30 protein-coding genes and 1 tRNA gene are annotated in these 25,738 nt (G+C 62.6%); 22 read left to right on the top strand and 9 right to left on the bottom strand.

Features of this window, described 5'->3' with window-relative positions:
• Positions 1–5: 5 nt before the first annotated feature.
• From C7I56_RS01055 to mdh, 3 genes are all read right to left on the bottom strand, one after another.
• Complete coding sequence (locus tag C7I56_RS01055) at positions 6–2,822, bottom strand: 2-oxoglutarate dehydrogenase E1 component (protein ID WP_245409549.1); 2,817 nt, start codon at positions 2,820–2,822, stop codon at positions 6–8.
• Positions 2,823–2,857: 35 nt separating this feature from the next.
• Positions 2,858–3,742: a succinate--CoA ligase subunit alpha gene (gene sucD / locus C7I56_RS01050; protein WP_106638704.1), complete on the bottom strand. Its 885-nt coding sequence runs from the start codon at positions 3,740–3,742 to the stop codon at positions 2,858–2,860.
• A 139-nt stretch (positions 3,743–3,881) separates the two neighbouring features.
• Positions 3,882–4,844, bottom strand: coding sequence for a malate dehydrogenase (gene mdh, locus C7I56_RS01045; RefSeq protein WP_106638703.1), 963 nt, complete (start codon positions 4,842–4,844; stop codon positions 3,882–3,884).
• Between the two features lie 210 nt (positions 4,845–5,054).
• On the opposite strand from mdh, the gene C7I56_RS01040 reads away from it, so the two are divergent.
• A complete protein-coding gene (locus C7I56_RS01040) occupies positions 5,055–5,417 on the top strand; it encodes a hypothetical protein (RefSeq protein WP_106638702.1) in 363 nt (120 codons plus the stop codon).
• Positions 5,418–5,434: 17 nt separating this feature from the next.
• On the opposite strand, the gene C7I56_RS01035 is transcribed toward C7I56_RS01040, so the two are convergent.
• The 4 genes from C7I56_RS01035 to yajC all read right to left on the bottom strand — a co-directional run bounded on the left by C7I56_RS01035 (position 5,435) and on the right by yajC (position 8,826).
• Positions 5,435–5,809 carry an Mth938-like domain-containing protein gene (locus C7I56_RS01035; protein ID WP_106638701.1) on the bottom strand — a complete coding sequence of 125 codons (375 nt, stop codon included), beginning with the start codon at positions 5,807–5,809 and terminating at the stop codon, positions 5,435–5,437.
• A 5-nt stretch (positions 5,810–5,814) separates the two neighbouring features.
• Complete coding sequence (secF, locus tag C7I56_RS01030) at positions 5,815–6,777, bottom strand: protein translocase subunit SecF (RefSeq protein WP_106638700.1); 963 nt, start codon at positions 6,775–6,777, stop codon at positions 5,815–5,817.
• A gap of 118 nt (positions 6,778–6,895) precedes the next feature.
• The gene (secD, locus tag C7I56_RS01025; protein WP_106638699.1) at positions 6,896–8,494 is read right to left on the bottom strand and encodes a protein translocase subunit SecD; all 1,599 of its coding nucleotides are present in this window, start codon (positions 8,492–8,494) and stop codon (positions 6,896–6,898) included.
• The gene (gene yajC, locus C7I56_RS01020) at positions 8,491–8,826 is read right to left on the bottom strand and encodes a preprotein translocase subunit YajC (protein WP_106638698.1); all 336 of its coding nucleotides are present in this window, start codon (positions 8,824–8,826) and stop codon (positions 8,491–8,493) included. Before yajC ends, secD begins: the two co-directional genes overlap by 4 nt.
• Before the next feature lie 362 nt (positions 8,827–9,188).
• On the opposite strand from yajC, the gene C7I56_RS01015 reads away from it, so the two are divergent.
• The 3 genes from C7I56_RS01015 (at position 9,189) to C7I56_RS01005 (ending at position 10,545) form a co-directional block, all read left to right on the top strand.
• Positions 9,189–9,265: transfer RNA gene (locus C7I56_RS01015), tRNA-Pro, on the top strand.
• A 279-nt stretch (positions 9,266–9,544) separates the two neighbouring features.
• Positions 9,545–10,084: a glycoside hydrolase family 108 protein gene (locus C7I56_RS01010; protein ID WP_106638697.1), complete on the top strand. Its 540-nt coding sequence runs from the start codon at positions 9,545–9,547 to the stop codon at positions 10,082–10,084.
• A gap of 53 nt (positions 10,085–10,137) precedes the next feature.
• Positions 10,138–10,545, top strand: coding sequence for a holin family protein (locus tag C7I56_RS01005; RefSeq protein ID WP_106638696.1), 408 nt, complete (start codon positions 10,138–10,140; stop codon positions 10,543–10,545).
• Positions 10,546–10,594: 49 nt separating this feature from the next.
• Here the strand turns inward: C7I56_RS01005 and C7I56_RS01000 are convergent, their stop codons facing one another.
• Positions 10,595–11,209, bottom strand: coding sequence for a Yip1 family protein (locus tag C7I56_RS01000; RefSeq protein ID WP_106638695.1), 615 nt, complete (start codon positions 11,207–11,209; stop codon positions 10,595–10,597).
• A 144-nt stretch (positions 11,210–11,353) separates the two neighbouring features.
• Here C7I56_RS01000 and hslV point away from each other — a divergent pair, with 144 nt between their 5' ends.
• The 14 genes from hslV (at position 11,354) to C7I56_RS00930 (ending at position 21,638) form a co-directional block, all read left to right on the top strand.
• Positions 11,354–11,905: an ATP-dependent protease subunit HslV gene (gene hslV, locus C7I56_RS00995; protein ID WP_106638694.1), complete on the top strand. Its 552-nt coding sequence runs from the start codon at positions 11,354–11,356 to the stop codon at positions 11,903–11,905.
• Between the two features lie 91 nt (positions 11,906–11,996).
• Positions 11,997–13,298: an ATP-dependent protease ATPase subunit HslU gene (hslU, locus tag C7I56_RS00990; RefSeq protein WP_106638693.1), complete on the top strand. Its 1,302-nt coding sequence runs from the start codon at positions 11,997–11,999 to the stop codon at positions 13,296–13,298.
• Positions 13,299–13,422: 124 nt separating this feature from the next.
• Complete coding sequence (locus C7I56_RS00985) at positions 13,423–13,878, top strand: hypothetical protein (protein WP_158702945.1); 456 nt, start codon at positions 13,423–13,425, stop codon at positions 13,876–13,878.
• 133 nt (positions 13,879–14,011) lie between these two features.
• Positions 14,012–14,581, top strand: coding sequence for a NifU family protein (locus C7I56_RS00980; protein ID WP_106639561.1), 570 nt, complete (start codon positions 14,012–14,014; stop codon positions 14,579–14,581).
• On the top strand, positions 14,581–15,189 hold the full coding sequence (gene tsaB / locus C7I56_RS00975; RefSeq protein WP_199792301.1) for a tRNA (adenosine(37)-N6)-threonylcarbamoyltransferase complex dimerization subunit type 1 TsaB: 609 nt from the start codon (positions 14,581–14,583) through the stop codon (positions 15,187–15,189). Before C7I56_RS00980 ends, tsaB begins: the two co-directional genes overlap by 1 nt.
• The gene (gene rimI, locus C7I56_RS00970; RefSeq protein WP_245409548.1) at positions 15,186–15,662 is read left to right on the top strand and encodes a ribosomal protein S18-alanine N-acetyltransferase; all 477 of its coding nucleotides are present in this window, start codon (positions 15,186–15,188) and stop codon (positions 15,660–15,662) included. The genes tsaB and rimI overlap by 4 nt, the downstream gene beginning before the upstream one ends.
• Positions 15,663–15,773: 111 nt before the next feature.
• Complete coding sequence (locus C7I56_RS00965; RefSeq protein WP_106638690.1) at positions 15,774–16,190, top strand: Ros/MucR family transcriptional regulator; 417 nt, start codon at positions 15,774–15,776, stop codon at positions 16,188–16,190.
• Positions 16,191–16,258: 68 nt separating this feature from the next.
• Positions 16,259–16,681 (top strand): Fur family transcriptional regulator, encoded by a 423-nt coding sequence (locus tag C7I56_RS00960; protein ID WP_106638689.1) that lies wholly within the window; start codon positions 16,259–16,261, stop codon positions 16,679–16,681.
• 100 nt (positions 16,682–16,781) lie between these two features.
• Positions 16,782–17,519, top strand: coding sequence for a lysophospholipid acyltransferase family protein (locus C7I56_RS00955; protein WP_106638688.1), 738 nt, complete (start codon positions 16,782–16,784; stop codon positions 17,517–17,519).
• The gene (gene miaB / locus C7I56_RS00950; RefSeq protein ID WP_199792329.1) at positions 17,516–18,856 is read left to right on the top strand and encodes a tRNA (N6-isopentenyl adenosine(37)-C2)-methylthiotransferase MiaB; all 1,341 of its coding nucleotides are present in this window, start codon (positions 17,516–17,518) and stop codon (positions 18,854–18,856) included. Before C7I56_RS00955 ends, miaB begins: the two co-directional genes overlap by 4 nt.
• On the top strand, positions 18,856–19,845 hold the full coding sequence (locus tag C7I56_RS00945) for a PhoH family protein (RefSeq protein ID WP_106638686.1): 990 nt from the start codon (positions 18,856–18,858) through the stop codon (positions 19,843–19,845). Before miaB ends, C7I56_RS00945 begins: the two co-directional genes overlap by 1 nt.
• Positions 19,846–19,942: 97 nt before the next feature.
• Positions 19,943–20,458 (top strand): rRNA maturation RNase YbeY, encoded by a 516-nt coding sequence (gene ybeY, locus C7I56_RS00940; RefSeq protein ID WP_106639559.1) that lies wholly within the window; start codon positions 19,943–19,945, stop codon positions 20,456–20,458.
• A gap of 5 nt (positions 20,459–20,463) precedes the next feature.
• Entirely contained in the window at positions 20,464–21,357 is an 894-nt protein-coding gene (locus C7I56_RS00935; protein WP_106638685.1) for a hemolysin family protein, read from the top strand.
• 110 nt (positions 21,358–21,467) lie between these two features.
• Positions 21,468–21,638 carry a LysE family transporter gene (locus tag C7I56_RS00930; protein ID WP_158702944.1) on the top strand — a complete coding sequence of 57 codons (171 nt, stop codon included), beginning with the start codon at positions 21,468–21,470 and terminating at the stop codon, positions 21,636–21,638.
• Between the two features lie 152 nt (positions 21,639–21,790).
• On the opposite strand, the gene C7I56_RS00925 is transcribed toward C7I56_RS00930, so the two are convergent.
• Positions 21,791–22,828, bottom strand: coding sequence for a DUF3667 domain-containing protein (locus C7I56_RS00925; RefSeq protein WP_106638683.1), 1,038 nt, complete (start codon positions 22,826–22,828; stop codon positions 21,791–21,793).
• A 93-nt stretch (positions 22,829–22,921) separates the two neighbouring features.
• Here C7I56_RS00925 and C7I56_RS00920 point away from each other — a divergent pair, with 93 nt between their 5' ends.
• The 4 genes from C7I56_RS00920 to C7I56_RS00905 all read left to right on the top strand — a co-directional run bounded on the left by C7I56_RS00920 (position 22,922) and on the right by C7I56_RS00905 (position 25,653).
• Positions 22,922–23,563, top strand: a complete 642-nt coding sequence (locus C7I56_RS00920; protein ID WP_106638682.1) for a nicotinate-nucleotide adenylyltransferase — start codon at positions 22,922–22,924, stop codon at positions 23,561–23,563.
• A 9-nt stretch (positions 23,564–23,572) separates the two neighbouring features.
• Positions 23,573–23,971: a ribosome silencing factor gene (gene rsfS / locus C7I56_RS00915; RefSeq protein WP_106638681.1), complete on the top strand. Its 399-nt coding sequence runs from the start codon at positions 23,573–23,575 to the stop codon at positions 23,969–23,971.
• Between the two features lie 127 nt (positions 23,972–24,098).
• The gene (locus C7I56_RS00910) at positions 24,099–24,521 is read left to right on the top strand and encodes a 23S rRNA (pseudouridine(1915)-N(3))-methyltransferase RlmH (protein WP_106638680.1); all 423 of its coding nucleotides are present in this window, start codon (positions 24,099–24,101) and stop codon (positions 24,519–24,521) included.
• A gap of 4 nt (positions 24,522–24,525) precedes the next feature.
• A complete protein-coding gene (locus tag C7I56_RS00905; protein WP_106638679.1) occupies positions 24,526–25,653 on the top strand; it encodes a murein hydrolase activator EnvC family protein in 1,128 nt (375 codons plus the stop codon).
• The last annotated feature ends 85 nt before the right edge of the window (positions 25,654–25,738 follow it).

Here is a 25,738-nt window from a genome sequence, read left to right as displayed (position 1 = left end):
TTTCCTTACCCCGCTTTACGTTGTTCGGGTGCATTGTGTCCCAGTGCTTCGGCGATCAAAGCCGCCTGTTCCGCCGCATGGCGCTTAGCGAGCCCCGTCGCCGGGGATGCCGCCGCCGCGCGGCCCGCATAGGCCGGGCGCTGCGGTTTCACGCCCGCTTGGCCGAGGCATTGTTCGATATAGTCGCGGACGAAGAACCAATAGCCGTTATTCTTCGGCTCTTCCTGCGCCCATACCACTTCTTCCACATTCGCCATCCGCTTCAACCGCGCAACGAGCGGCTCGGACGGGAAGGGATAGAGCTGCTCAATGCGGACGATCGCGGTATTCTTGTCGCCCGCTTTGTCGCGCGCGTCGATCAGATCATAGGCGACCTTGCCCGAACACAGCACCAGCCGCTTCACATCCTTGTCCGCCGGCGCCGACGGATCGGAGAGGATCCGCATGAAGTGGCTCTCGCCGGTAAAATCGGCCGCGCTCGACACCGCCGCCTTGTGCCGCAGCAGCGATTTTGGCGTCATCATGATGAGGGGTTTACGGAACGGACGCAGCATCTGGCGGCGCAAGATGTGGAAATAATTCGCCGGGGTCGTGCAGTTCGCAACCTGCATATTGTCTTCGGCGCAGAGCTGCAGATAACGCTCCGGACGCGCGGAGCTATGCTCGGGGCCCTGCCCCTCATAACCGTGCGGCAGCAGCATCACGAGCCCGTTGGCCCGCAGCCACTTCGCTTCGCCCGCCGCGATGAACTGGTCGATCATCACCTGCGCGCCGTTCGCGAAATCGCCGAACTGGCCTTCCCAAAGAACGAGCGTCTTCGGGTCGGTCAGCGCATAGCCATATTCGAAGCCCAGCACGCCGAATTCGGAGAGCGGGCTATCCCGCACTTCGAACCGGCCACCCTCAATCTGGGTCAGCGGCACGAACTTCTCGCCATTCTTTTGGTCGACCCAAACGGAATGGCGGTGACTGAACGTGCCGCGCCCTGAATCCTGGCCCGAAAGGCGGATATTATAGCCGGCCCCCATCAGCGCGCCAAAAGCCAAAGCCTCGCCCGTCGCCCAATCGAAATTGGCGCCGGATGCGAACATTTCCTTCTTCGCGTCGAGAATGCGGTGCAGCGTCTTGTGAACCTCGACGCCTTCCGGAACCGTGGTTAGCGTCTGGCCGAGCGTCTTGAGCTCATCCTCGCTGATCGCGGTCGAAGTGTTGCGGCGCTCGGTCTCCGGCGTGCCCGGCTTGTTGAAGCCCGCCCAGCGGCCCTCGAACCAATCCGCCTTGTTCGGCAGATAGGATTTCGCGGCCTCAAACTCGCCTTCGAGAAGCGCCGTGAACTGGCCAACCTGATCGTCGACCCAGGCTTGATCGACCACCTTCTCCTCGATCAGCCTTTTGGCATAGATGTCGGAAATCGGCGGATGCTGGCGGATCGCGGCATACATGACCGGCTGGGTGAAGCTCGGCTCGTCGCCCTCATTGTGGCCGAAGCGGCGATAGCACCACATGTCGATCACGATGTCGCGGTTGAACTGCTGGCGATATTCGATGGCGAGCTTGCAGGCGAAGGTCACCGCTTCGGGATCGTCGCCATTCACATGCAGGATCGGCGCCTGAACGCTCTTCGCGATGTCCGACGGATAAGGCGACGAACGCGCGAATTGCGGTGAGGTGGTGAAGCCCACCTGATTGTTAATCACGAAATGGATCGTGCCGCCGGTGGCGTAGCCCGGAAGGCCGGAAAAGCCGAAACATTCCGCAACGATGCCCTGCCCCGCGAAGGCTGCGTCACCGTGGAGCAGAACGGGAAGAACCTTGTCGCCTTCCACGTCGCCCATCATCGTTTGAATGGCGCGCACCTTGCCGAGCACGACCGGATCGACGGCCTCCAGATGGCTGGGATTGGGAACTAGCGACATATGCACCTTGATCCCGTCAAATTCGCGATCGGTGGAGGTGCCGAGGTGATATTTGACGTCGCCCGATCCGCCGACATCGGCCGGGTTAGAAGCGCCGCCCGCAAATTCGTTGAAAATGGCGCGATAGGGCTTGCCCATCACATTGGCGAGGACGTTGAGGCGGCCACGGTGCGCCATGCCGAACACGATTTCGCGCACGCCATATTGGCCGCCATATTTGATGACGCTTTCGAGCGCGGGGATCATCGATTCCCCGCCGTCGAGCCCGAAGCGCTTCGTGCCGACATATTTCTTGGCGAGGAAGCGTTCCCACTGCTCGCCCTGGATCACCTTGGCGAGGATGGCCTGCTTGCCTTCGGGGGTGAAGTGGATTTCGGCGTCCTTGCCTTCCATCCGCTCCTGAAGGAAGCGGCGCTCCTCCAGGTCGTTGATGTGCATGTACTCCAGGCCAACATTGCCGCAATAATTGGCCTGCAGGCACGCGACGAGCTCGCGCACCGTGGCATATTCAAAGCCGAGATTGCCGCCAAGATAGATAGGGCGGTCGAGCGCAGCGCCGGTAAAGCCGTGAAATTCCGGCGTCAGGTCGGCGGGAAGTTCGCGCTTGGTGAGGCCCAGCGGATCAAGATTGGCGGCAAGGTGGCCGCGCACACGGTAGGTGCGGATCAGCATCATCGCGCGGATGCTGTCGTCGGCGGCCTGCTGCACTTCGGCGTCGGACTTGCCTGCGGCGGTCGCGGCAGCGCGCGCCTTGGCCGGCATTTTCTCGATCGCCATGAGCGTGGGATCGAGGCCCTGATTGACCTCGTCGAGCTGCGTCAGCGGCCAGTTGTCACGCGCCCAACTGGGGCCTTGCTCCGGTTCGCTGTCACCGAACATGTCCACGCTCATCGTCTTTCCCGTCATGCGCCTATTTGTAAGCGCCTAGTCTTACCCGCCGGTTAGCCCTTGAGGACTTCGGCCAAAGTCTTGCCAAGCTCAGATGGGCTTGGGGAGACGCGAATTCCAGCCGCTTCCATGGCGGCGATCTTGTCTTCGGCGCCGCCCTGGCCGCCCGATACGATCGCGCCGGCATGGCCCATACGGCGGCCCGGAGGCGCCGTGAGGCCCGCAATGAAGCCAACCATCGGCTTCTTGCGGCCGCGCTTCGCCTCATCGGCAATGAACTGCGCCGCTTCCTCTTCGGCCGATCCACCGATTTCGCCGATCATGATGATCGACTTGGTTTCATCGTCGGCAAGGAACAGCTCGAGCACGTCGATGAAGTTGGTGCCGTTGACCGGATCGCCGCCGATGCCGACGGCCGTGGTCTGGCCCAGGCCTTCGTTCGTCGTCTGGAACACCGCTTCATAAGTGAGCGTGCCCGAACGCGACACGACGCCGACGCTGCCCTTGGAGAAGATGTTGCCCGGCATGATGCCGATCTTGCACTCGTTCGGCGTCAGAACGCCCGGGCAGTTCGGCCCGATGAGGCGCGACTTGGAACCGGAAAGCGCCCGCTTCACCTTCACCATGTCGAGCACCGGAATGCCTTCGGTGATGCAGACGATAAGCGGCACTTCCGCGTCGATCGCCTCGAGGATCGAGTCGGCCGCGAAGGGCGGCGGAACGTAGATGACGGACGCGTCGGCGCCGGTCGCCTTCACCGCCTCATCGACCGTGTTGAACACGGGCAAACCGATATGCGTCTGCCCGCCCTTGCCCGGTGTCACGCCGCCGACAACCTGCGTGCCATAAGCAATCGCTTGCTCCGAATGGAACGTCCCTTGAGCGCCGGTAAAACCCTGCGTGATGACCTTGGTATTCTTGTTGACGAGAATGCTCATACTCTGTCCCTATTCCGTCACGCCGGTGGAAACCGGCATCTCCATGCGAAGGGCCGCAGCCCTTCCCGACGAGACCCCGGCTTGCGGGAATTCCCATCAAAGTAGTACTTTGATGGGGCCCGGCCCGGGGCGACGCCTCTTATTTCAGCGTTTCGTCGATGCCCTTGCAGGCTTCGAGCAATTCCTTGACCGCGTCGACCGACACCTGGAAATTCTGCTTGGCGCTGTCGTTTAAGTCGATCTCGACGATCTTCTCCACGCCGCCCGCGCCGATCACCACTGGAACGCCGACATAAAGGTCGCTGATGCCGTATTGGCCGGTAAGGTTCGCTGCCGCCGGAAGGACGCGCTTCTTGTCCTTCAAAAAGCTCTCAGCCATCGCGATCGCGCTGGTCGCGGGCGCATAGAAGGCCGAGCCAGTCTTCAACAGGCCGACGATCTCGCCGCCGCCCGAACGGGTGCGGGCAACGATAGCGTCGATCTTTTCCTGGGTGGACCACCCCATCTTGATGAGGTCGGGCACCGGAATGCCCGCGACGGTCGAATATTCGATGACCGGAACCATCGTGTCGCCATGACCGCCAAGCACGAAGGCGGTGACGTCCTCGACCGAAACCTTGAATTCATCCGCAAGGAAGTGGCGGAAGCGGGCCGAGTCGAGCACGCCCGCCATGCCGACGACCATATTGTGGGGCAGGCCGGAAAATTCACGCAGTGCCCACACCATCGCGTCCAATGGATTGGTGATGCAGATGACGAAGGCGTTCGGGGCATATTGCTTGATGCCCTCGCCCACCGCCTTCATGACCTTCAAATTGATGCCGAGCAGATCGTCGCGGCTCATGCCCGGGCGGCGCGGAACGCCGGCGGTGACGATGCAGACATCGGCGCCCGCAATGGCGGAATAATCGTTCGCGCCCTCAAGCTTCGCGTCGAAGCCGTCCACCGGACCCGATTGCGCGATGTCCAGCGCCTTGCCCTGCGGCGTGCCTTCCGCAATGTCGAAGAGGACGATGTCGCCCATCTCCCGCATCGCCGCGAGGTGCGCGAGCGTGCCGCCGATCATACCCGAACCGATAAGCGCGATCTTCTTCCGAGCCATTTGACTCCCAGCCTTTCTGTTTCCAAGCGGGATCGGGCTGCGAGGCGCAGCCACGAAGACGTGGCGACCGCTTAGACCCGACAAGGCTCCGGGGCAACCGTTGAGCGCGGGAATTTTGGCCGATCACGATACACAAGCTGGCGGGCAGGCGGAACGCGCGCCGCCACTGCCCGTTTAAACCGTCCGGGACAGAAATGTCAGGAGAAACGTATGCGTAAGGCAATGATGATGGCCGGTCTTGCTGCCTTGACGATATCGACCGCCACGGCCGCCGTCGCGCAAGGACACGGCAAGGGCCACGGGAATCATGCTTATGGCCATGGCAAAGCGTGCCCGCCGGGTCTCGCTAAGAAAAACAATGGCTGCTTGCCGCCGGGTCAGGCGCGGAAAATCTACGGCCAGGGCGATCGCCTGCCATCCGGCTATCGCTACGTCGCGGTGCCCGAGCGCTACCGCGACCGGATCGGCAGCTACGATCCCGACCGCTACCGCTATTATTATGACGAGGATCGGATCTATGTCGTCGATCCAACGACGCGGCTCATCACCAGCGTTATCAGCTTGCTTCTCTGATCGGCGGCGAGCCGTTGTTAGAGCGGCATCAGGGCCGCGGCGATCCAGCGGCCTTCCCCGCGGAGCATGCCCCAGGTGCGGGCGGCGGCCTTGCTGTCCATCGCCTCGACACCGATGCCCTGCGCTTCGAGAGCCTTGACGAAGGCGCGGGGCGGAAAGGCCATAGCGGGGCCGGTGCCTAGGATGAGGAATTCAGGCTGCGGCTGGAGGCCAAGCAATGGTGCTATATGGTCAGCTGCAAGCATGTCGAGCGGTGGCGGCGCCCATTCTTCCGCCCATTCCGGCGTCATCAACACGGAGCCGATGATGCCGCCGCTGACGATGAACTTCCCTTCGGCAAAGCCGGTGACGAGGGGGCCCGATGCCGCGTCATCCTGAGTGAAGCGCGGCATCGCCCTCAATAGCCTTCGTTACGCGATCCGGCCTGTTCGCCGACGGGCGCCGCCTTGGCAATGAAGCTGTCGGGTCCGACCTTCAAGGCCACCAGGATCGGCGACGAGATATAGATAGACGAATAGGTGCCGACGAAAATGCCGATGAAGATCGCGATGGTGAGGCCGAAGATCACGTCGGGCCCAAAGATCAGCAGCATCGCGAGCGCGAGCATGATCGACAGGCTGGTGACGACCGTGCGCGACAACGTCTCGTTCAGCGAAACATTGAGCATCGGCACGGTTTCCATCTTGCGGTATTTTCGAAGATTCTCGCGGATACGGTCGTAGATCACCACCGTATCGTTCAGCGAATAGCCAACGATGGTGAGAATCGCCGCGACGACGTTCAGGTTGAACTCCAATTGGGTCAGCGCGAAGAAGCCCAAAGTCACGACGACGTCGTGAAACAATGTGGTGAGCGCCCCGACGCCGAACTGCCATTCGAAGCGGAACCAGATGTAAATGGCGATGCCGAGCATGGCGAGGCCGATGGCAAGCGCGCCGGATCGGAAAAGTTCACCCGACACTTTCCCCGACACGGTTTCCACCGCATCGAACCGTGCGGACGGATATTCCTTCGAGACGACGTCCTTCACCTGCTCCGCCGCCGCATTGGCTGCCGCTTCGCCGCCTTCGGGAAGCGGCAGGCGGATCGAGATGGTTTGCGGTCCGCCAAATTCCTGAATCGTCGCGTCGCCATGATTGAGCGCTTCGATCCGGTCGCGGAGCGTATCGATCTCCACCGGTTCGCTGAACGACACGCGCAGCATCTGGCCGCCGACAAAGTCGACGCCGAGATTGAGCCCGCGCGTCGCGACAAGGCCGATCGATGCGATGGTGATGAGGAGCGAGAGGACAAGCCCGACCGTCCGCCAGCGCATGAAATCGATATTGGTATTGTCGGGAACCAGCTTCAAAAGGCGCATTATCTTTCTCCCGTCACCCCGGCGAAGGCCAGGGTCTCAGCGAGGACTGGCGCAATGACTGGCATCGCGCCCGTTCGTCCGGAGATACCGGCTTTCGCCGGTATGACGATCAGGGGTTTCATATGTGGAGTTCCCTCGGCCGCGCGCGGCGCACCCAGAGCGTAACGAGCATCCGCGTGAAATTGACCGCGGTAAAGACGGAGGTGACGATGCCGATCATGAGAACGGTGGCGAAGCCGCGCACCGGACCCGAGCCGAAATAGTACATCAGAACCGCCGCAATCACGTTGGTGATGTTCGCGTCGAAAATGGCGGTCGATGCTTCCTTGTAGCCGGTGTCGATCGCGTCGAGGATTCGTCGCCCTCGCTTCAACTCCTCGCGTATGCGCTCATTGATCAGCACATTAGCGTCTACCGCCGCGCCGATCGTCAGCACGAAGCCGGCAATGCCGGGCAAGGTGAGCGACGCGTTGAATATCGCCATGACGGCAAGGATGAGGAAGGCGTTCAGCACCAAGGCGAGCGTCGCATAGACGCCGAAGCGCCCATAAGTGACGAGCATGAAGGCGATAACCGCAGCCGTGGCGATGATTGACGCGATCGCGCCCGATTTTACCGAATCGGCGCCGAGTTCCGGACCGACGGTGCGCTCCTCGATCACCTTCAACTCGACCGGCAATTTGCCGGAGCGGAGCGAAATGGCGAGTTGGTTTGCGCTCTCTACGGTGAAATTGCCGCTGATCTGCGCTGAACCGCCAAGGATCGGTTCGTTGATGTTCGGGGCCGACAACACGACGTCGTCGAGAATGATCGCGAACGGCTTGCCGACATTGTCCTGCGTCACCTTGGCGAAACGGCGCCCGCCCGATCCGTCGAAGCGGATATTCACGACCGGTTCGTTGGTGGTCTGGTCATAGCCCTGCTGAGCATCGACCAGTTGGTCGCCGGTTACCATCGCGCGGCGTTGCACGGCAATACGTCCTGCTGCGCTCTCCGGATAAGGCAGAACCTGGCTGCCGACCGGTGCGCGGCCCTGAGCCACCTGCGCCGGATCGGCGGTGAGATCGACAAGCTTGAAGTCGAGCCGCGCCGTTTTGCCGAGCAGAGCCTTCAATCCTTCCGGATCCTGAAGACCGGGCACCTGGACGAGGATGCGATCGTCGCCCTGGCGGATGACGGTCACTTCCTTCGTTCCATCCGGATCGACGCGATTGTAAACGACCTCGCGTGCCGTATCCATCGCCTGGTTCAAGGCGGCATTAATGCCCGCTTCGGTCGGCTGGATGACGATGCGGCTGGTATCGACGACGTTCACCGTCCAGTCGCGCTGGCCGGTCAGGCCCGCGGGCTGGGTGAGCGAGCGGACGAGCTCGACGGCCGCATCGACCTGCGCAGGATTGCGCACCATGAAGGCAAGGCGTCCGCCGGATGTCGAGATATCGCCAATCTCGATACGCGGCGAGGCGCGGCGCATTTCGGCGCGGATGGTTTCTTCCATCGTCGCAATGCGCTGAGTCGCGACATCCTTGGTATCGGCTTCGAGCAGCAGCTGGCTACCGCCGGCGAGATCGAGGCCGAAGCTGATCCGCGCACTCGGCATCCAGGACGGCATCTGGCTTGCCACCCGGTCGGGAAGCAAGCTCGGGATCGCGAAGAGAATACCGATCAGGCAGACGAGGCTGATGCCCCAAACCTTCCAGCGCGAAAATTCCATCAGTCGTTCGCCGGCTTGGTGCCGTTGGCACGCACTTCGGAGAGCATGCCCTTCACGACGCGAACCTTGACGCCCGACGCGATTTCCAGCTCGACCTCATTATCCTCGACCTTCGTCACCTTACCGATGAGGCCGCCGCTGGTGATCGCCACGTCATTCTTCTTCACCGCGTCGATCATCTCGCGATGCGTGCGCATCCGCTTTTGCTGCGGACGGATGAGCAGGAAGTAGAAAACCACGAAGATAAGGAGGAGCGGCGCCACCTGAACGATGAAACCGGCAGCGCCTCCGGGCGCCGCGCCGGCAGTGGCTGCATAAGCGGGTGTCACGAGCATTTAATTCATCCCTGTCAGGGCCCGGCGCCCCCCGGGGAGCCGTGAAAGGTTGCGCGCCTATCATGGGGAGCGGTGCGGGCGCAAGCAAGGGCAATGCGGAAGCCGCCCGTCATCGCGAAAGTACATCGTCGTCATTGCGAGCAGAGCGAAGCAATCCAGCGGCGCCGGGCCCTATCCTCCGCTGCTTAGATTGGGGCCGCCGAAATAGTGATCGTCACCCTGAACTTGTTTCAGGGTCTATGCCGATGACGGTCTCGCGGCCTCCGGGATGGATGCTGAAACAAGTTCAGCATGACGGACAGCTGTTGCCAGGCTTAATACTTGCCTTCGCGGTCAACTCGACCTAGAGGCGCCCTTCTGGTCGGAGCGTAGCGCAGCCTGGTAGCGCATCACACTGGGGGTGTGGGGGTCGCAGGTTCGAATCCTGTCGCTCCGACCATCTATCGCCCCATATCGAGATCAGCGGGCAGGCATGTGCCAGGCGACGACTCCGGCGATGATCGTCCTCCACTTCTCGACCCACACCGTCACTTCTCAACCCACTTCGTCATCCCGGCGAAAGCCGGAATCTCGTGACGTAAAGGGCGCCTTTTCCGGCGTGAGATCCCGGCTTTCGCCGGGATGACGGACGTGGGGGCCGCAGGCCGCACAATCGCATTTTCCTACACGAACCTTTATGGTTATATAACTTTGCTCCAAATTACCAAGGAGCAAAAAAATGGACCCCACTTCCCTCATCGACGAAGTCATCGCCCGCGAGGGCGGCTATTCCAACCACCCCGCCGACAAAGGCGGCCCCACGCGCTGGGGCGTCACCGAATTGGTGGCGCGCAGCCACGGCTATCGCGGCGACATGAAGGCCTTTCCGCGCGAAGAGGCGGTCGCCATCTACCGCCGCCTCTACTGGCTGCGCCCGGCTTTCGACCGGGTTGCCACCTACGCACCAGCGCTTGCCGCCGAATTGTTTGACACTGGCGTGAATATGGGCCCGCCGATCGCCGCCGGTTTCCTGCAACGCGCGTTAAACGCCCTCAATCGCGGCGCCAGCGACTTTCCCGACATTGCTGTCGACCGTCAGATTGGCGACCGCACCATTGCGGCCCTCAAAACCTTCATCGCCACCCGCGGCGAGGCGGGCGAAGAGGTAATGCTGAAGGCGGTCGAGGCGCTGCAGGGCGAGCGTTATCTGAGCCTCGCCGAGAGCCGGCCAGCCAATGAAGCCTTCCTTTACGGCTGGCTCGCCAACCGCCTCGGATAAATCCGCCACAGCATCAATTTCATCAACTTTCCCTCGAAGACGGAGAAAAGACAATGTCCCTCATCGCAGGTATCGTCAGCCCGCTCACCAAGCTTATCGACAAGATCATTCCTGACCCGGAAGCGCGCGATCGCGCCAAGCTCGAACTTTTAAAGCTGGAAGGCAGTCAGGAAATGGAGGCTGTGAAGGTTCAGCTCAGCGCCATCGTCGCCGAAGCCGGATCCGCCGATCCATGGACGAGCCGCGCACGGCCGAGCTTCCTCTATATGATGTATGCCCTCATCCTGTGGGCGATCCCGATGGGGCTTATTTCGGCCGCCAGCCCGGAAATGGGCGCAAGCATCGCGCGGGGCATGACCGCCTATCTACGCGGCATACCGGAGGAGCTCTATGCCCTCTTCGGCACCGGCTACCTTGGCTACACCGCCGCCCGCGAGTGGGGGAAAGCCAAAGGCGTCTAGCGTGAAAGGAAAATGGCGTCCGGCATCAAGGTGCCGGACGCCATTTTAATTAGCCGACCAGAAACGGCGCCATGAAAAATGCAAGCACAAGGGCGAGCACGAAGACGGCAAGGATCGTAACGATCACGTAGGACATTGCTTTGTCCTCCGGCGCCTTCATCAGACGGGGCAGGCCAGTGTAAATGAGGTACAGGCTGTAAAGGCCCAGGATGTTGAGGAAGCCGAGGCTGGGGATAAGTGCGAAGACCCCGGCAAGCCAGGTCGCCGTTGCCGAATAAGCGGACACTTTCAATGCCTGGATACGGTTGCTTTCGCCGCCGAAGCGGGGAGCAAGCCAATCGATCACCAGCGCGATCAGAAAAATACCGACCAGTGCACCGGCATAGGAAATGATAGCGCTTTGCAACGCGTCCGCCAGCGTCGGGCGATAGGTGACGCCAAGCGTGCTATAGCCGAAGATCTGCCCGCCGATGAGGCCGGCAAGAACCGGTATGGCGGCGAGAATCATTACATAGCCGGTGTAGATACCCTTAACCGTGGCCGGTTCGGCCGCGATCAGTTCCCATTCGACCTTCGGCTGGGTAATGATGCGCTTAACGCGGTCGGTAAGGCTGGCAGGCTGGCCGATGGGCGGGATGCCCTGGCTGTTCGTTTCAATCGTCATTTAAGATCCCCCGGTAGTTCTACCCAGATCATAAAGCGAAAGTCCTTGCGCACTCAAGTCCCGCACACGCGAAAGGGGCTGCCGTGGATTTGATATTGGCGATCCCCCCTCCCATATCGCGGCTTCATCGACGCGGGGACAGGCATGAGCGAAGACAAGATCGGCTGGCACGGCACGACCATTTTGGGCGTGCGCAAGAACGGCCGGGTGGTGGTTGCGGGCGACGGGCAAGTTTCGCTCGGCCAGACGGTGATCAAGCCCAATGCGCGCAAGGTCCGGCGGCTGGGCGACGGTTCGGTCATCGGTGGCTTTGCGGGCGCGACGGCCGACGCTTTCACGCTTTTCGAGCGGCTGGAGCGGAAGCTGGAGCAGCATAATGGCGCCTTGATGCGCGCCGCTGTCGAGCTCGCCAAGGACTGGCGGACCGACAAGTTTCTGCGCAACCTTGAAGCGATGATGATCGTCGCGGACAGGGACGTGACTTTGATACTCACCGGCAATGGCGACGTGCTCGAGCCCGCAAGCGGCGTCGCGGCGATCGGGTCGGGGGGCAATTTCGCCTTGTCCGCCGCGACCGCGATCTTCGAATATGAAGAGGATTCCGAGACGATTGCGCGCAAGGCGATGAAGATCGCCGCCGATGTGTGCGTCTACACCAACGAAAACCTGACGGTGGAGACGATCGAAACGCTTTAACGTCATTCCAGCGAAAGCTGGAATCTCCCTTCCCCTTCCTTTCAAAGAAAAAGAGATCCCAGCTTTTGCCGGGATGACGCTGGAAATAAGAATGAACGATAATCTCACTCCCAAGGCGGTGGTTGCCGCCCTCGACGAACATATTATCGGCCAAACCGAGGCGAAACGCGCCGTCGCGGTGGCGCTTCGCAACCGCTGGCGGCGCCAGCGCCTCTCGGACGAGCTTCGCAATGAGGTGACGCCGAAGAATATTTTGATGATCGGCCCGACCGGCTGCGGCAAGACCGAGATCAGCCGCCGCCTGGCCAAGCTTGCCGACGCACCGTTCGTGAAGGTCGAAGCGACCAAATTCACCGAAGTCGGCTATGTCGGCCGCGACGTCGAACAGATCGCCCGCGACCTTGTGGAGGAAGCCGTGCGCCTCGAGCGCGACCGTCGCCGCAGCGCGGTGAAAGACGCCGCCGAGGCTGCGGCCATGGAGCGGCTGCTCGATGCCCTCACCGGTAAGGGCGCGAGTGAGGCGACCCGCGAAAGCTTCCGCCGTCGCTTCGATGAGGGTCATCTTGCATCGAGCGAGGTCGAAATCGATGTGTCGGAAGCGCCGAGCACGCCCTTTGAACTTCCGGGTATGGGCGGCCAGGTCGGCATGATCAACCTGAGCGATATGATGGGCAAGGCGTTTGGCCAGCAGCCCAAGAAGCGCCGCCGCCTGAAGGTGCCGGACGCCTGGGCGAAGCTGATCGAGGAGGAGGCCGACAAGCGCCTCGATACGGACGATGTGAACCGCGTAGCACTGGCCGATGCGGAGGCGAATGGCATCGTCTTCCTCGACGAAATCGACAAGATCGCGGTGTCGGACGTGCGCGGCGGCTCGGTAAGCCGCGAAGGCGTGCAGCGCGACCTGCTGCCGCTGATCGAAGGCACGACGGTGTCGACCAAATATGGTCCGATGAAGACTGACCACATCCTCTTCATCGCATCCGGCGCCTTTCATGTCGCCAAACCATCGGACCTGCTGCCCGAGCTTCAGGGCCGCCTTCCCATCCGCGTCGAATTGAAGGCTCTGACCGAGGAGGATTTCGTCGCAATCTTGCAGGACACGCGCGCCAGCCTTGCCGAACAATATCGCGCGCTCATCGCAACGGAGGGTGTGGGAATCAGCTTTACCGATGACGGCATCCGCGCGCTGGCGCGAATTGCGGCGGAGGTAAACGGACAGGTCGAAAATATCGGCGCGCGGCGTTTGCAGACTGTCATGGAAAAACTGTTGGAGGACATCAGTTTCCATGCCGAAGATCGTGCCGGGGAAACAGTTACCATCGACGCGACCTATGTCGAAAGCCAGTTGTCGGCCATCGCCCGGAACACCGATCTCAGCAAATATGTGCTTTAATCTCGCTGCACCGGCGAAGGGTCAATCTGGCTTCTATCCCTTGTCGGGCACGACTCGTCGATAACGTGCATCCAGAATCGTTTCCGCCATGTTTATCTTCAAGCTCTCGCAAGGAGATTGTTTGATGTTTGATAAGAAGTTTCTGTTGGCCGCTTCCGTTTTCGCCCTCCCCGCTGCTGCAAGCGCTCAAGTGGGCGTCGACGCGAATGTGCAGGTCAATACGCAGGGCGTCGGCGATGCCGTGTCGAACACGGTGAACAGTGCGGCCGGCACGGTTCAGCAGACCGCGGATAAAGTCATGCCCAAAGTCGAAGCCAATGCGACCGCGCAGGCAGGCCCGGTTGTCGCAGCCACGGCCGCGGACATCACGGCTGGCAAGGCAGTCGTTGATCCGCAGGGTGGCAAGGTCGGCACGGTCGAAGCCGTGAATGCGCAAGGCGCGATCGTCGCCACCGGCAAGAGCCGCGTCCAGCTTCCGCTGGCCAGCTTTGCCAAGAGCGATGCCGGTCTCGTCATTTCGCTGAGCCAAGCCGAGCTCGACGCCCAGGCGGCTGCAGCGGCTAGCGCTGGCGGCAATTAATCTGCTCGCCTAGCCCTGAACTCCGCTAGGGCTAAGAGAATAACGTGTGTTCAATAAGCCCCGATCGCGCTGCGGTCGGGGCTTTTTACATCTCCCGCTTGATCCCCCCGCGCCGCGCGCCCAAATGGAAGCCATGCTGATCCAGACCGAAATCACGCCCAATCCGGCGACCCTGATGTTCCTCCCCGGCCGCGCAGTGATGACGGCAGGTACGCGCGACTTTGCGACGCCGGAGGAAGCGGAGGTTTCGCCGCTTGCCTCCGCAATCTATTCGACGGGCGAGGTCGAGGGCGTGTTCTTCGGCAAGGACTTCATCTCGGTCACCGCGGCGCCGGGCGTCGAATGGCCGCAATTGAAGCCTGAAATCCTCAATATCCTCCTCGATCATTTTTCGAGCGGCGCTCCGCTGTTCAACGCAGGGAGTGCGGCGGAGATCTCGATCCCCGATGCGGACATTCCGGACAATCCGGAAGATGCCGATATCATTGCCCAGATCCGCGACCTCATTGATAAGCGCATCCGCCCCGCCGTGGCGCGAGACGGCGGCGACATCGTCTATCGCGGCTATGACAAAGGCACCGTCTATCTCGCCATGCAAGGCGCCTGCGCCGGCTGCCCGTCCTCAACCATGACCTTGAAGCAGGGCATCGAAAGCTTGCTTAAACATTATGTCCCTGAAGTCGAGACGGTCGAAGCCGTCTGATGCTGCTGGTGATCGACAGTGCCACCGAAGCCTGTTCGGTCGCCCTTCTTGATGAAGACCGGATCGTTGCGGAACGGCATGAAATTGTGGGCCGGGGTCATGCCGAACGTCTGATCCCGATGATCGCCGAATTGACCGGCGGCATGAAGCCCGATGCGATCTTCGTCGATTGCGGCCCAGGCAGTTTCACCGGTATCCGCGTCGGCCTTGCAGCCGCGCAGGGGCTGGCGATCGGCTGGAGCGTGCCGGTGCATGGCTATTCTTCCCTCGCCCTGATCGCCGCTGGAAACTTCGCGCAAGGCGAAGCCGATCAATTGACGGTTGCGCTTCACGGCGGACATGGGCAACTTTTCGTTGAAACTTATGCGCGCGAACCATTCAGAGTGCTGGAGCCGCTCCAGTCCCTGTTTCCCGCCGAAGCAGCGGCCGCCCCTGCGCACCTTGTCGCCGGAAGCGGTGCTGAAACCCTCGTCGCCGCACGCGGCCATGGCGAGGCGGTGACAGCCTATCCCCGTGCCGCCGATGCCCGGCTCCTGCCCACGGCCCTGCGCGTGCTGCCGCCACGTCCGCTCTACGGCCGTGCGCCCGATGCAAAGCCCAAGATGTGAGCGGCTCCGATCCCGTCCGCCTTATGTCGGGCAGTCCGGCCGATCTGAATGCCGTCATGACGGTGATGACGGACAGTTTCGACCCGGGGTTTGGCGAAGCATGGACACGCGCGCAATGTGCCGGAATCCTGCCCATGTCCGGCGTATGGTTGATCCTGGCGCAGGCCGGCGATCGGCTTGCCGGCTTCGCGCTTGGCCGGATCGTGCTTGCCGAAGCGGAATTGCTGTTGCTCGCCGTGCGCCGCGATTTTCAGGGGCGTGGCATTGGAAAGTCATTGCTTGATCAGTTTATCGGAGATGCATCGTCGCGCGGTGCCCACCATCTTCACCTGGAGGTTCGCGACGGCAACCACGCGCTCAAACTCTATTCCGCCGCCGGGTTTAAACATGTCGGCACCCGCAAAAACTATTATTGCGGATCGGATGGCGCCTTATTTCATGCACTCACTTTATCAAAAGTGCTCAAGAACTGAACAATCATACTAACATTTGCGAATCTTGACTTGCCAACCGCTGCCTGGGGGACCAAGTGGGACGCGGGCGGCCCCCACCCGCCCCCCGATTAGCAACAGGGGCAAAGTAAAATGAATGAAGTCGACAATGCTCAAGAAACGCTGATCACATTGACCGCGGACATCGTCTCGGCACATGTGAGCAACAATAGTGTTTCGGTCAGCGATCTTCCGCAGCTTATCCAGAATGTTCATTCCGCGCTGGCGGGTCTTGGCAACGCTGCTGCCGAACCTGAGGTCAAGCAGGCCCCGGCCGTGTCGGTCCGCGCTTCGGTGAAGCCGGATTACATCGTCTGCCTGGAAGACGGCAAGAAGCTGAAGATGCTGAAGCGTCACCTGATGACGCATTACAATATGACTCCGGACGAATATCGCCAGAAGTGGGGCCTTCCGGCCGATTATCCGATGGTTGCGCCGAACTATGCCGAGCAACGCCGCTCGCTCGCAAAGAAGATCGGCCTCGGCACCTCGCGCCGGACCAAGAAGTAATGGAATGAGCGGCCGGTTGTCGTGGCCGGCCGCTTTGACCTCTGCGAAGACTCCGCTACATCGGCGCCATGAGCCGTAGAATCGACGTCGAGGCGCTGTGCGCCGAAAAGGGCCTTCGCATCACCGAACAGCGCCGGATCATCGCGCGCGTTCTTTCGGAATCCGAAGACCATCCGGATGTGGAGGCGCTCCACGCTCGCGCATCCGCCATCGACAGCGGCATTTCCATCGCGACAGTCTACCGCACCGTCCGCCTGTTCGAAGAAGCGGGCATCCTGGAACGCCACGATTTCGGCGACGGCCGTGCCCGCTATGAAGCGGCTGCAGAAGCCCATCACGATCACCTCATCAACGTCGAGACGGGCGAAGTCATTGAATTCGTCGACGATGAACTCGAAACGCTCCAGCGCAAGATCGCGGAGAAACTGGGCTTCCGCCTCGTCGATCACCGCATGGAGCTTTACGGCGTCAAGGTAAGCCGCGAGGGCTGAGGAGCGTGCCCGTCTGTTGTGCTCCTGCGAAGGCAGGAGCCCAGTTAAAACCTTTGGAGCTGCTGGGTTCCCGCTTTCGCAGGAACACGAGGATTTCCGTATGCGCATGACTTTTCGCATCGCGGCCATCGTCATCGGCCTACTGGCTTGCCTCCCGCTGCATTATCTCTGGAAGCTGACCGGGCGCTTCTCGCCCTGGCCGCGCATGTTTCTCGGCTGGACGGCCCGTTGTGCCGGAGCGCGGGTGATCGTTGAAGGGCAGCCGCTATGCCGCGACGTCCTCTTCCTCGCCAATCATTTGAGCTGGCTCGATATACTCGTCGTCGCGAGCGCGAGCGGCGCGTCCTTTGTGTCCAAAGATGAGGTTCGGAAATGGCCGGTCATCGGCTGGCTGGCGAGCCTTCACAATACCATCTATGTCGCGCGGAGCGACCGGAACGGCGTGAAGGGTCAGGCCGACCAGCTTCGCGCCGCGCTCGCCACCGGCCAGCCTGTCGCGCTTTTTCCTGAGGGGACGACCGAGGGCGGCCACGAGATATTGCCCTTTCGCGCCAGCCTGCTTTCCGCGCTTTTCCCGCCGCTGCCCGCCTTACGCGTTCAGCCGGTCGCCCTCGATTATGGCGCGGCGGCACATGACATTGCCTGGGTGGGCAAGGAGCCTGCGGTCGCCAATGCGAAACGCGTGCTGTCGCGCAAAGGCGGCCTGCCGGTCATCGTCCGCTTCCTCGAACCCGTCGATCCGCATGAAGCGGGTGACCGCAAGACACTCGCCACCCAGGCGCGCGAGGAAATCGTCGCGGCGCTCGATGCTTCCGAAGCGCCGCGTGATCGCCTATAGGCTGGCTCATGAACCGCGATCCAAAGACCTTCCACGTCAAAAGCTTCGGCTGCCAGATGAATATGTATGACGGCGCCCGTATGACGGAGTTGCTGGAAGCCCAGGGCATGACCGCCGCAGTGGACGGCGTCGAGGCGGATCTCGTCGTCCTAAACACATGCCACATCCGCGAAAAGGCGGCGGAAAAGGTCTATTCGGACATCGGTCGCCTGAAGCGCGAGGACGGATCGCGCCCGATGATCGCAGTGGCAGGCTGCGTCGCCCAGGCTGAGGGCGCCGAAATCCCTCGCCGCGCGCCGAGCGTCGACATCGTCGTCGGCCCGCAAGCTTATCACCGCCTGCCCGATCTCCTCAATGAAGCCAAAACCGGCAAGCGCGCGCTCGACACGGACATGCCGATCGAATCAAAGTTCGGTGCCCTTCCCGCCCGTCGGAAGCAGGCACCCAGTGCGTTTCTCACCGTTCAGGAAGGCTGCGACAAATTCTGCACTTATTGCGTCGTACCCTACACCCGGGGCGCGGAAGTTTCACGGGACTGGACGGCGATTGTCGATGAGGCCAAGGCGCTGATCGACGGCGGCGCGCGCGAAATCACCCTGCTCGGCCAAAATGTGAATGCCTGGGAAGGTGAAGATGACAAGGGCCGCCACCAAGGCTTTGACGGCCTGATCCGCGCATTGGATGCGCTACCCGGTCTTGCTCGCATCCGTTACACGACCAGTCATCCCAATGACATGACCGAGGGGCTGATCCAGGCCCACGGCGATGTCGAAAAGCTGATGCCTTATCTGCATCTCCCGGTTCAGTCTGGGAATGACCGCATCCTCAAAGCCATGAACCGCAGCCACACGACGCGGAGCTATCTTGCGATTCTCGACCGCGTTCGCGCGGTACGGCCGGACATCGCTCTATCGGGTGACTTCATCGTCGGCTTCCCCGGTGAGACCGAAGCGGAGTTTGAAGATACGCTGAAGCTTGTTTCGGCGGTGAACTATGCGCAGGCTTACTCGTTCAAATATTCCCCGCGCCCCGGAACCCCGGCGGCGGATATGGAGAATCAGGTGGCCGCAGAGGTGATGGACGAACGGTTGCAGCGCCTCCAAGCCCTGATCAACGTCGGTCAGCTCGCCTTCAACCAGGCGACCGTCGGCAAGCACACGCAGGTGCTGCTCGAGCGGCAGGGTAAGAAGCCCGGCCAGCTCATCGGCAAGTCGCCCTGGCTTCAGTCCATCCATCTCGAAACTGTCGCAAAAATCGGCGAAATCGTGGATGTGGAAATCCTGTCCGCCGGGCCGAACAGCCTCGCGGGCGCCGAACTTATGGAGAAAGCCGCCTGATGCCGCAAAAGAAGCTCGATCCCGCAACGCCCCGCGCGCGCCTTGAGATCGAGTTTGCGGAGCCGCATCTGCTTGGCCCCCTGTTCGGCGAGTTCGACCGCAATCTCGTCGCGATCGAGGATAAATTGGGCGTCTATATCGCCGCGCGCGGCAATCGGGTGCAGGTGGAGGGCGAACCCGAAGCTGCCACCCGCGCCCGCGACGTGTTGCAGGGGCTCTACAACCGCCTTGATGATGGCCAGGATATCGACGCCGAAGCGGTGAGCGCCGTCATCGCCATGTCGGGCCAGCCCGTGCTGGAAGGCATCGTTTCCGACGTATCCGAACCGCCCAAGGTGATGATCCGGACGCGGAAGAAGACGATCGTTCCCCGCTCCCACACGCAAGCCCTCTATATGGAGGCTTTGGGCCGCGACGATCTCATCTTCGCTCTTGGCCCGGCGGGCACCGGCAAGACCTATCTCGCCGTTGCGCAGGCGGTGCAGCAATTGATCGGCGGATCGGTCGACCGCCTCATTCTCTCCCGCCCCGCAGTGGAAGCGGGCGAGCGGCTGGGCTTCCTCCCCGGCGACATGAAGGAGAAGGTCGATCCCTATCTCCGCCCGCTTTACGACGCGCTTTACGACATGCTCCCCGCCGAGCAGGTTGAGCGCCGCATTGCGTCCGGCGAGATCGAAATCGCGCCCATCGCCTTCATGCGCGGCCGCACGCTTTCCGATGCTTTCATCATCCTCGACGAAGCGCAGAATACCACGCCGCAGCAGATGAAGATGTTCCTGACCCGCTTCGGCATGCGCAGCCGCATGGTCGTGTGCGGCGATCCGTTGCAGGTCGATCTTCCCAATCCCGGAATGTCCGGCCTCGCCGACGCGGTCGAGAAATTGGAGGGCGTCGAGAAGATCGCCACGGTGCGCTTCACCGCAGGCGACGTCGTCCGGCATCCGCTCGTCGGCCGGATCGTCGAGGCTTATGAGGGGCCGATCGCTTGAAGTCTCCCCGCCCCTCCCGTTCGCTTCGAGCGAAGTCGAGAAGCGTTGGCGCGGGCGCTTCTGGACTTCGCTCGAAGCGAACGGCAAGGTGGGCTGCATGATTGTCGTCGAATCCGACACGGGTCAGGATTGGGACAGTCGCATCGACTGGTCCGCGCTTGCCGACCGGGCGGTGGAAGCCGCAATCCGGCACAGCGCCTGGCCTTGCCTCATCGATAGCGCCCTCTCGGTCGAAATCTCTGTGAAGTTCACCCATGATCGCGACGTGCAGGTGCTGAACGCCGCCTATCGCGGCAAGGACAAGCCGACCAACGTCCTTTCCTTCCCGATGTTCGAAGCCGAATTGCTCGAATCGCTGGTGAAAGCGGATGGCGGCGAGATACTTCTTGGCGACGTTGCGCTGGCGCATGGCGTCTGTGTCGCCGAAGCGGAAGAGAAAGGCGTTGCGGTCGAGACGCATGCCGCCCATCTTATCGTCCACGGCACGCTCCATCTGCTCGGCTACGATCATATGGAGGATGACGCGGCGGAGGAGATGGAGGCGATCGAACGCGCGGCCCTTTCCGCCATCGGCATCGCCGACCCTTATCATGTTGAAGAGGTGCAATCTTAAAAGAGATGGACGAAGATTCCAGTAGCACCGCCCGCGATGGCGGGCGTACATTCTGGGGGGGGCTCCGGCACTTCCTGTTCGGCGATGACGGCGAATCAACGCTTCGCGACCAGATCGAAGAAGCGATCCAGAGCCACGCGGGTGAAGTTCCGGCTGTCGGCGACCTGACGCCGGTGGAGCGGCAGATGCTCCTCAACCTCCTGCATTTCGGCGAAAGCACGGTGTCCGATATCGCGGTGCCGCGCGGCGACATCATTGCCGTTCCAGCATCCGCGACGTTCGACGAGCTCGTCGCGGCCTTCGCGGACGCGGGACACAGCCGCCTACCCGTATACAAGGACAGCCTCGATCATGTTGTCGGCATGGTCCATATCAAGGACGTGTTCGCGCTGAAGGTCGAGGGCGCGACGCCGCCACAGGATATCGCGGCGTTCATCCGCACCCCTCTTTTCGTGCCGGAATCCATGGGCGTCCTCGACCTGCTCGCCCGCATGCGGAGCGAGCGCGTCCACCTTGCCATTGTCGTCGACGAATTTGGCGGCACCGAAGGGCTCGTCACCATCGAGGATGTCGTGGAGGAAATCGTCGGCGAGATCGAAGACGAGCATGACGAGACTCCGGAAGGCATGCTCGTGCCCCTCGAAGACGGCATCTGGGACGCCGACGCGCGCACCGAATTGGAAGAGATAGCCGAGACTGTCGATGCACGCCTTGCCGTCGTCGAGGAGGATGTGGATACGCTCGGCGGCCTCGCTTTCGTGCTCGCGGGACACGTTCCCCAAGCGGGCGAGATCGTGGAGCATCCTAGCGGGTGGAAGCTGGAAATTACAGACAGCGATACCCGCCGCGTCAATCGCCTCCGCCTCCACGCACCGGAGGAAGTCGCCGCTGTCGAGTGAAATCTTCGCCCTTCCTGTCCTTCACATTCCAGCGAAAGCTGGATGATCTGAGGGAGAGAGGGCGGCGATGAAGCTCGAACTAGGGATGACCCATCTCGGCCTTGGTCGCGGTGACGCCCGGGCCGGCCCCGCTCCTGTTCTGCGGTCAGGCGATCGCGCACGAGTTCCGGGCAGGCTTCGGCGTCATTCTCGGCACGCAGGCAGGCAATCTCGTTTATTTCATCCTGTCCGCAGCGGGCCTCGGCGCGGTGCTGATGGCGTCGGAGTCACCGGCATCGTGATCGACATCATCGTCCTGCCAATCTACGCCGCCATCGCGGCCCGCGGCGGAAGGGTCATGGCATCCGATCGTCTCGCCGCCTGGCGCGAGCGGCTGTCCGGCGCCGCTCTTATCGCCGTCGGGGGCGCAATGTCTCTGTTGAAAAGGCCTGACCTACATCGCTCCCATCACGCCGATCAAAGCGAAGAACACCGAAAAGACGAGGAGGGCGAAGATGGTAAGGGCTACCGTCCGCCACGAGGCGCCGAAGCGGGAAAGGCCATAGGCTCCCTTCAACTGCCGGTACATGTGAAGGGGCGGGACGAAGGCGATTGCCGCCCCGATCCATTCGCTTGCCAAACCCGCGACGCGCAGCAGCGACAGGATGACCGTTCCAAGCGTCATGAAGGCGATCGAATAGGTGACGAAGACCGTGTGGTCGTACATGCGGTGCCGCCGCCCCCGGAACAGAAACAAGAGCGCGACGAAGGGCACCGACAGCGGAATGAGCGCCCAGGAAAATTTATAGGCGTTGTTCTGAAGCTTGTAGAGGACGAGGTCCGGATTGGCGCGCGCCTTTTCGAATGCGTGCCGCAACCAACTGCCGCCCTGAAATTGGAGGGTTTCGGGATCGCCGGTTGCGATTTTGAGAGCTGCCGCTTCGCGCTTTGCGTCGGCGATATCCTGCCGGAGCTCTCGCGTATCTTCACCCCGCGCTTCGGCTGCGGCGCGCTGCTCCTCCAAAGTTTTGACCTGCGCATCGGCCCGCGATCGCTCCGCCTCCACCTGCGCCATATCGGGACGATTGAAATCGGTGGCGATCGGCCCGCCGATCGTACTGAAGGTGATGAACATCAGGAAAGCGGAGAAAAGGAACAGCGCCATGGGCGACACGAATTTGGCCCGCTCGCCCTCGACATAGCGCCGCGTCAGTTCACCCGGCCGCCAGGCGAGCAGCGGAAGGGTTCTCCATATCTTCCCGTCAAGGTGAAGAATGCCATGGGCGAGATCGTGCCACCACGCCATGAGCGAGCGGTGTACATGGCCCGACTGACCGCAGGCATGGCAATAATCGCCAACCAGCGCCGTTCCGCAATTAAGGCAATTCCCGCCATGGCCGTGCGGTGCCTCGCCCGCTTTCAGCTCCACCGCCCGCGCGATCATGCCGCCGGTCGCGAGATCCCCCATCGCTTCGATGCCTTCGCCGCCCATATTCACCCCGTTTGTTTCCTCACATCATGCCGCAGCGGCCAGGCAGCGTCGAGGCCCGTTCGCATCGTGCCGACGCCGTGCTATCGCCGCCTCATGACCCTCACCGGCCTCCTCGGCGGCTCCTTCAATCCGGCCCATCGCGGGCACCGCAAGATCAGCCGCCAGGCACTTGAGGCTCTGGGGCTGGACGAAATCTGGTGGCTGGTATCCCCCGGCAATCCGTTAAAGCCGGATGAGGGCATGGCGCCGCTCCCTGCCCGCTTCGCGTCCGCCCGTGCCGCCGCGCGCGGACTCCCCATCCGGGTCACTGCGATCGAGCGGCAGCTCGGCACACGCTATACGGTGGATACGCTGAAGGCGCTTCGCCGCCGCTTTCCCGAAAGGCAGTTCGTCTGGCTGATGGGCGCGGACAATCTCGCGCAATTTCACCGGTGGAAGGATTGGCGGGAAATCGCCAGAACGGTGCCGATTGCGGTCCTCGCGCGTCCCGGATATAAGGGGGATGCCCATGCGGCACGCGCGATGGGCTGGATGCGGCGCTTCGTCCGGCCCGCAGGCCAGGCTCGGCACTGGACGAAGTGGAGACTGCCGGCTCTCGTGCTGCTTGATCTGCCGCTCGATCCGACATCTGCAACGGCCCTGCGCGCCGCGAGCCCCGGCTGGCACCAAAAGTTCCCCGGAACGTTCCAAACCAAAGCCCTGCGTGACGGCGTGACGCGCAGGCAATTGAAATAAGGAGGCAATTTGCCCGACCCTTCCCCCGCCCCGTCAACCGACGGCGGCAAAGACCAAGTGGAAAAGCTGCACGATCTCGTGCTGAGCTCCCTCGACGACGATCAGGCCGTCGAAGTGGTTTCCATCCCCCTCTCCGGCAAGTCCAGCATCGCCGATTATATGGTCGTCGCGAGCGGCCGCTCGACGCGCCAGGTCGCGTCCATGGCGCAGAAGCTGCAGGAGCGCATCAAGCGCGAACTCGGCCGCAACGTGCGGATCGAGGGCCTTCCGATCGCAGACTGGGTGCTGATCGATGCCGACGACGTGATCGTCCACCTCTTCCGCCCCGAAGTGCGCACCTTCTACAATCTGGAGCGGATGTGGGCGTTCGAGGAGAGTGCGCAGGCATCGGTGCCCGCCGAGGCGTGACTTACCCTACACCCCTCCCCCTTGATGGGGGAGGCCGGGTGGGGGTGATCTCTCCGCCCGCACCGAGCCTAGCCCCAGCATCACCCCTCCCCAACCCCTCCCCATCGAGGGGAGGGGCTTAAAAGATATGCTCCTCCATATCATCGCCCGTGGCCGCATTGCCCGCAGTCCTGAGGGCGAGCTGGTCGAGCGCTATCTGAAGCGGGTGTCGTGGCCGACGAAAATCTCAGAGCTTCCCGAAAGCGGCGGCAAGGTTCCACCACCGGGCGACAACAGCGTCACCGTCCTGCTCGACGAGAAGGGTGAGCAGCTGGGCTCCATGGCCTTTGCCCGGCACCTCGAAAAATGGCGGGACAATGGCCGCCGCGAAGCACGCTTCCTGATCGGCGGCGCGGACGGGTTCGGCGATGAGGATCGCGCGCACGCCGACCTTCTTATCGCTTTTGGCAAGGCGACCTGGCCCCACCTCCTTGCCCGCGCCATGCTTGCCGAACAATTGTGGCGGGCGACGAGCATTCTTGCGAACCACCCCTATCATCGCGAAGGGTAAAGGCGTGACACTCCGCCTCGCCTTCGCCATTGCCTTCGCACTGCCGATCGGCGTCGCTGTTGCCGCGCCCGGCGTTGAAGAGGCGCGGAGAGAGGCGGCAGAGGCCGCTGCCCGCGCGGCGAAGCTGGAGGGGGCAGCGCGCGTGGCCCGCGACCAGGCGGTACGCCGCCGGGCCGAAGGCGCGGCGCTTCTTGCCCGTATCGAAGCGGCGGAGGCGCGGATCACGGCGGCGGAGGAACGCGCGCGGGAGGTTCGCGCCCTGCAAGGTCAGCTGCATGCACGTCTGGCCCGGGAATCGAGGCCGGCGGCACGGCTGACCGGTGCGCTCGCCACTCTCGCCCGCCGCCCGCCTGCCCTTGCTCTGGCCGCGCCGGGATCGCTCCGCGACATGGTCCGCGCCCGCGCCGCGCTGCATGCCGCGCTCCCCGCCGTTCGTGCCAAAACCGCCAGTCTGCGCGCCGATGTCGCCGAAGGCAGGTGGCTGAGCGAAGCTGCCGGGCGCGCCGTCGCGGACGGGAGGGAAGCGCGCAGGGATCTACAGGCGCGGCTGACGTCGCTTGCCGCGCTTGAGGCGCAGGAAGAGGCCCGCGGCACCGCTTTGTCGGGGGCCGCCTTCCGCGAAACGACGCGCGCTTTGGCCCGGAATGAGCAGGCCTTCGGGCTTCTCTCAGCTGCCGAAACGACCCGCCGGGAGCAGCAGGCTTCCGCCAGCCTCGCCCGCCTTGCCGGACCCGCATTGCAGCCTGCCGGGAAGCGCCCGCGCCCCGGCCAGCCGGCCTATCGCCTTCCCGTCGCGGGCCGGGTTGTTACCGGAATGGGCGAGTTGTCCGCCGCAGGCGTTCACAGCCGTGGCCTTACGCTTGCCGTGCCCGCCGATGCCGAGGCGGTCGCTCCGGCAGGCGGGCGGATCGCTTATGCGGGCGCGTTCCGATCCTATGGCGAGATTGTGATCGTCGATCATGGCGGCGGCTGGACGAGCCTGATCACCGGCCTTCAAACACTCGGCGTGCGGCGCGGACAGGCCGTGCGGGTCGGGGAGCCGATCGGGCGCACGGGGGACCGGCCTGTCATCGTCGAACTGCGGCGCGGTGGTGCGCCATTTCCGATCGCGCCTCTGGTGGCGCTTCGGTAGTCGTCATTGCGAGGGAAAAGGGACGGCGAGCGGTGAAGCGGCGCAATTATCCGCCCGTTCATCCGCCATTTCTTTTCGCGGCGAT

The organism is Allosphingosinicella vermicomposti, from assembly GCF_003012815.1.
Lineage (GTDB): Bacteria > Pseudomonadota > Alphaproteobacteria > Sphingomonadales > Sphingomonadaceae > Allosphingosinicella > Allosphingosinicella vermicomposti.
The sequence above is the reverse complement of the archived record's forward strand: the minus strand, read 5'-3'. Positions and strand labels throughout refer to the sequence as shown.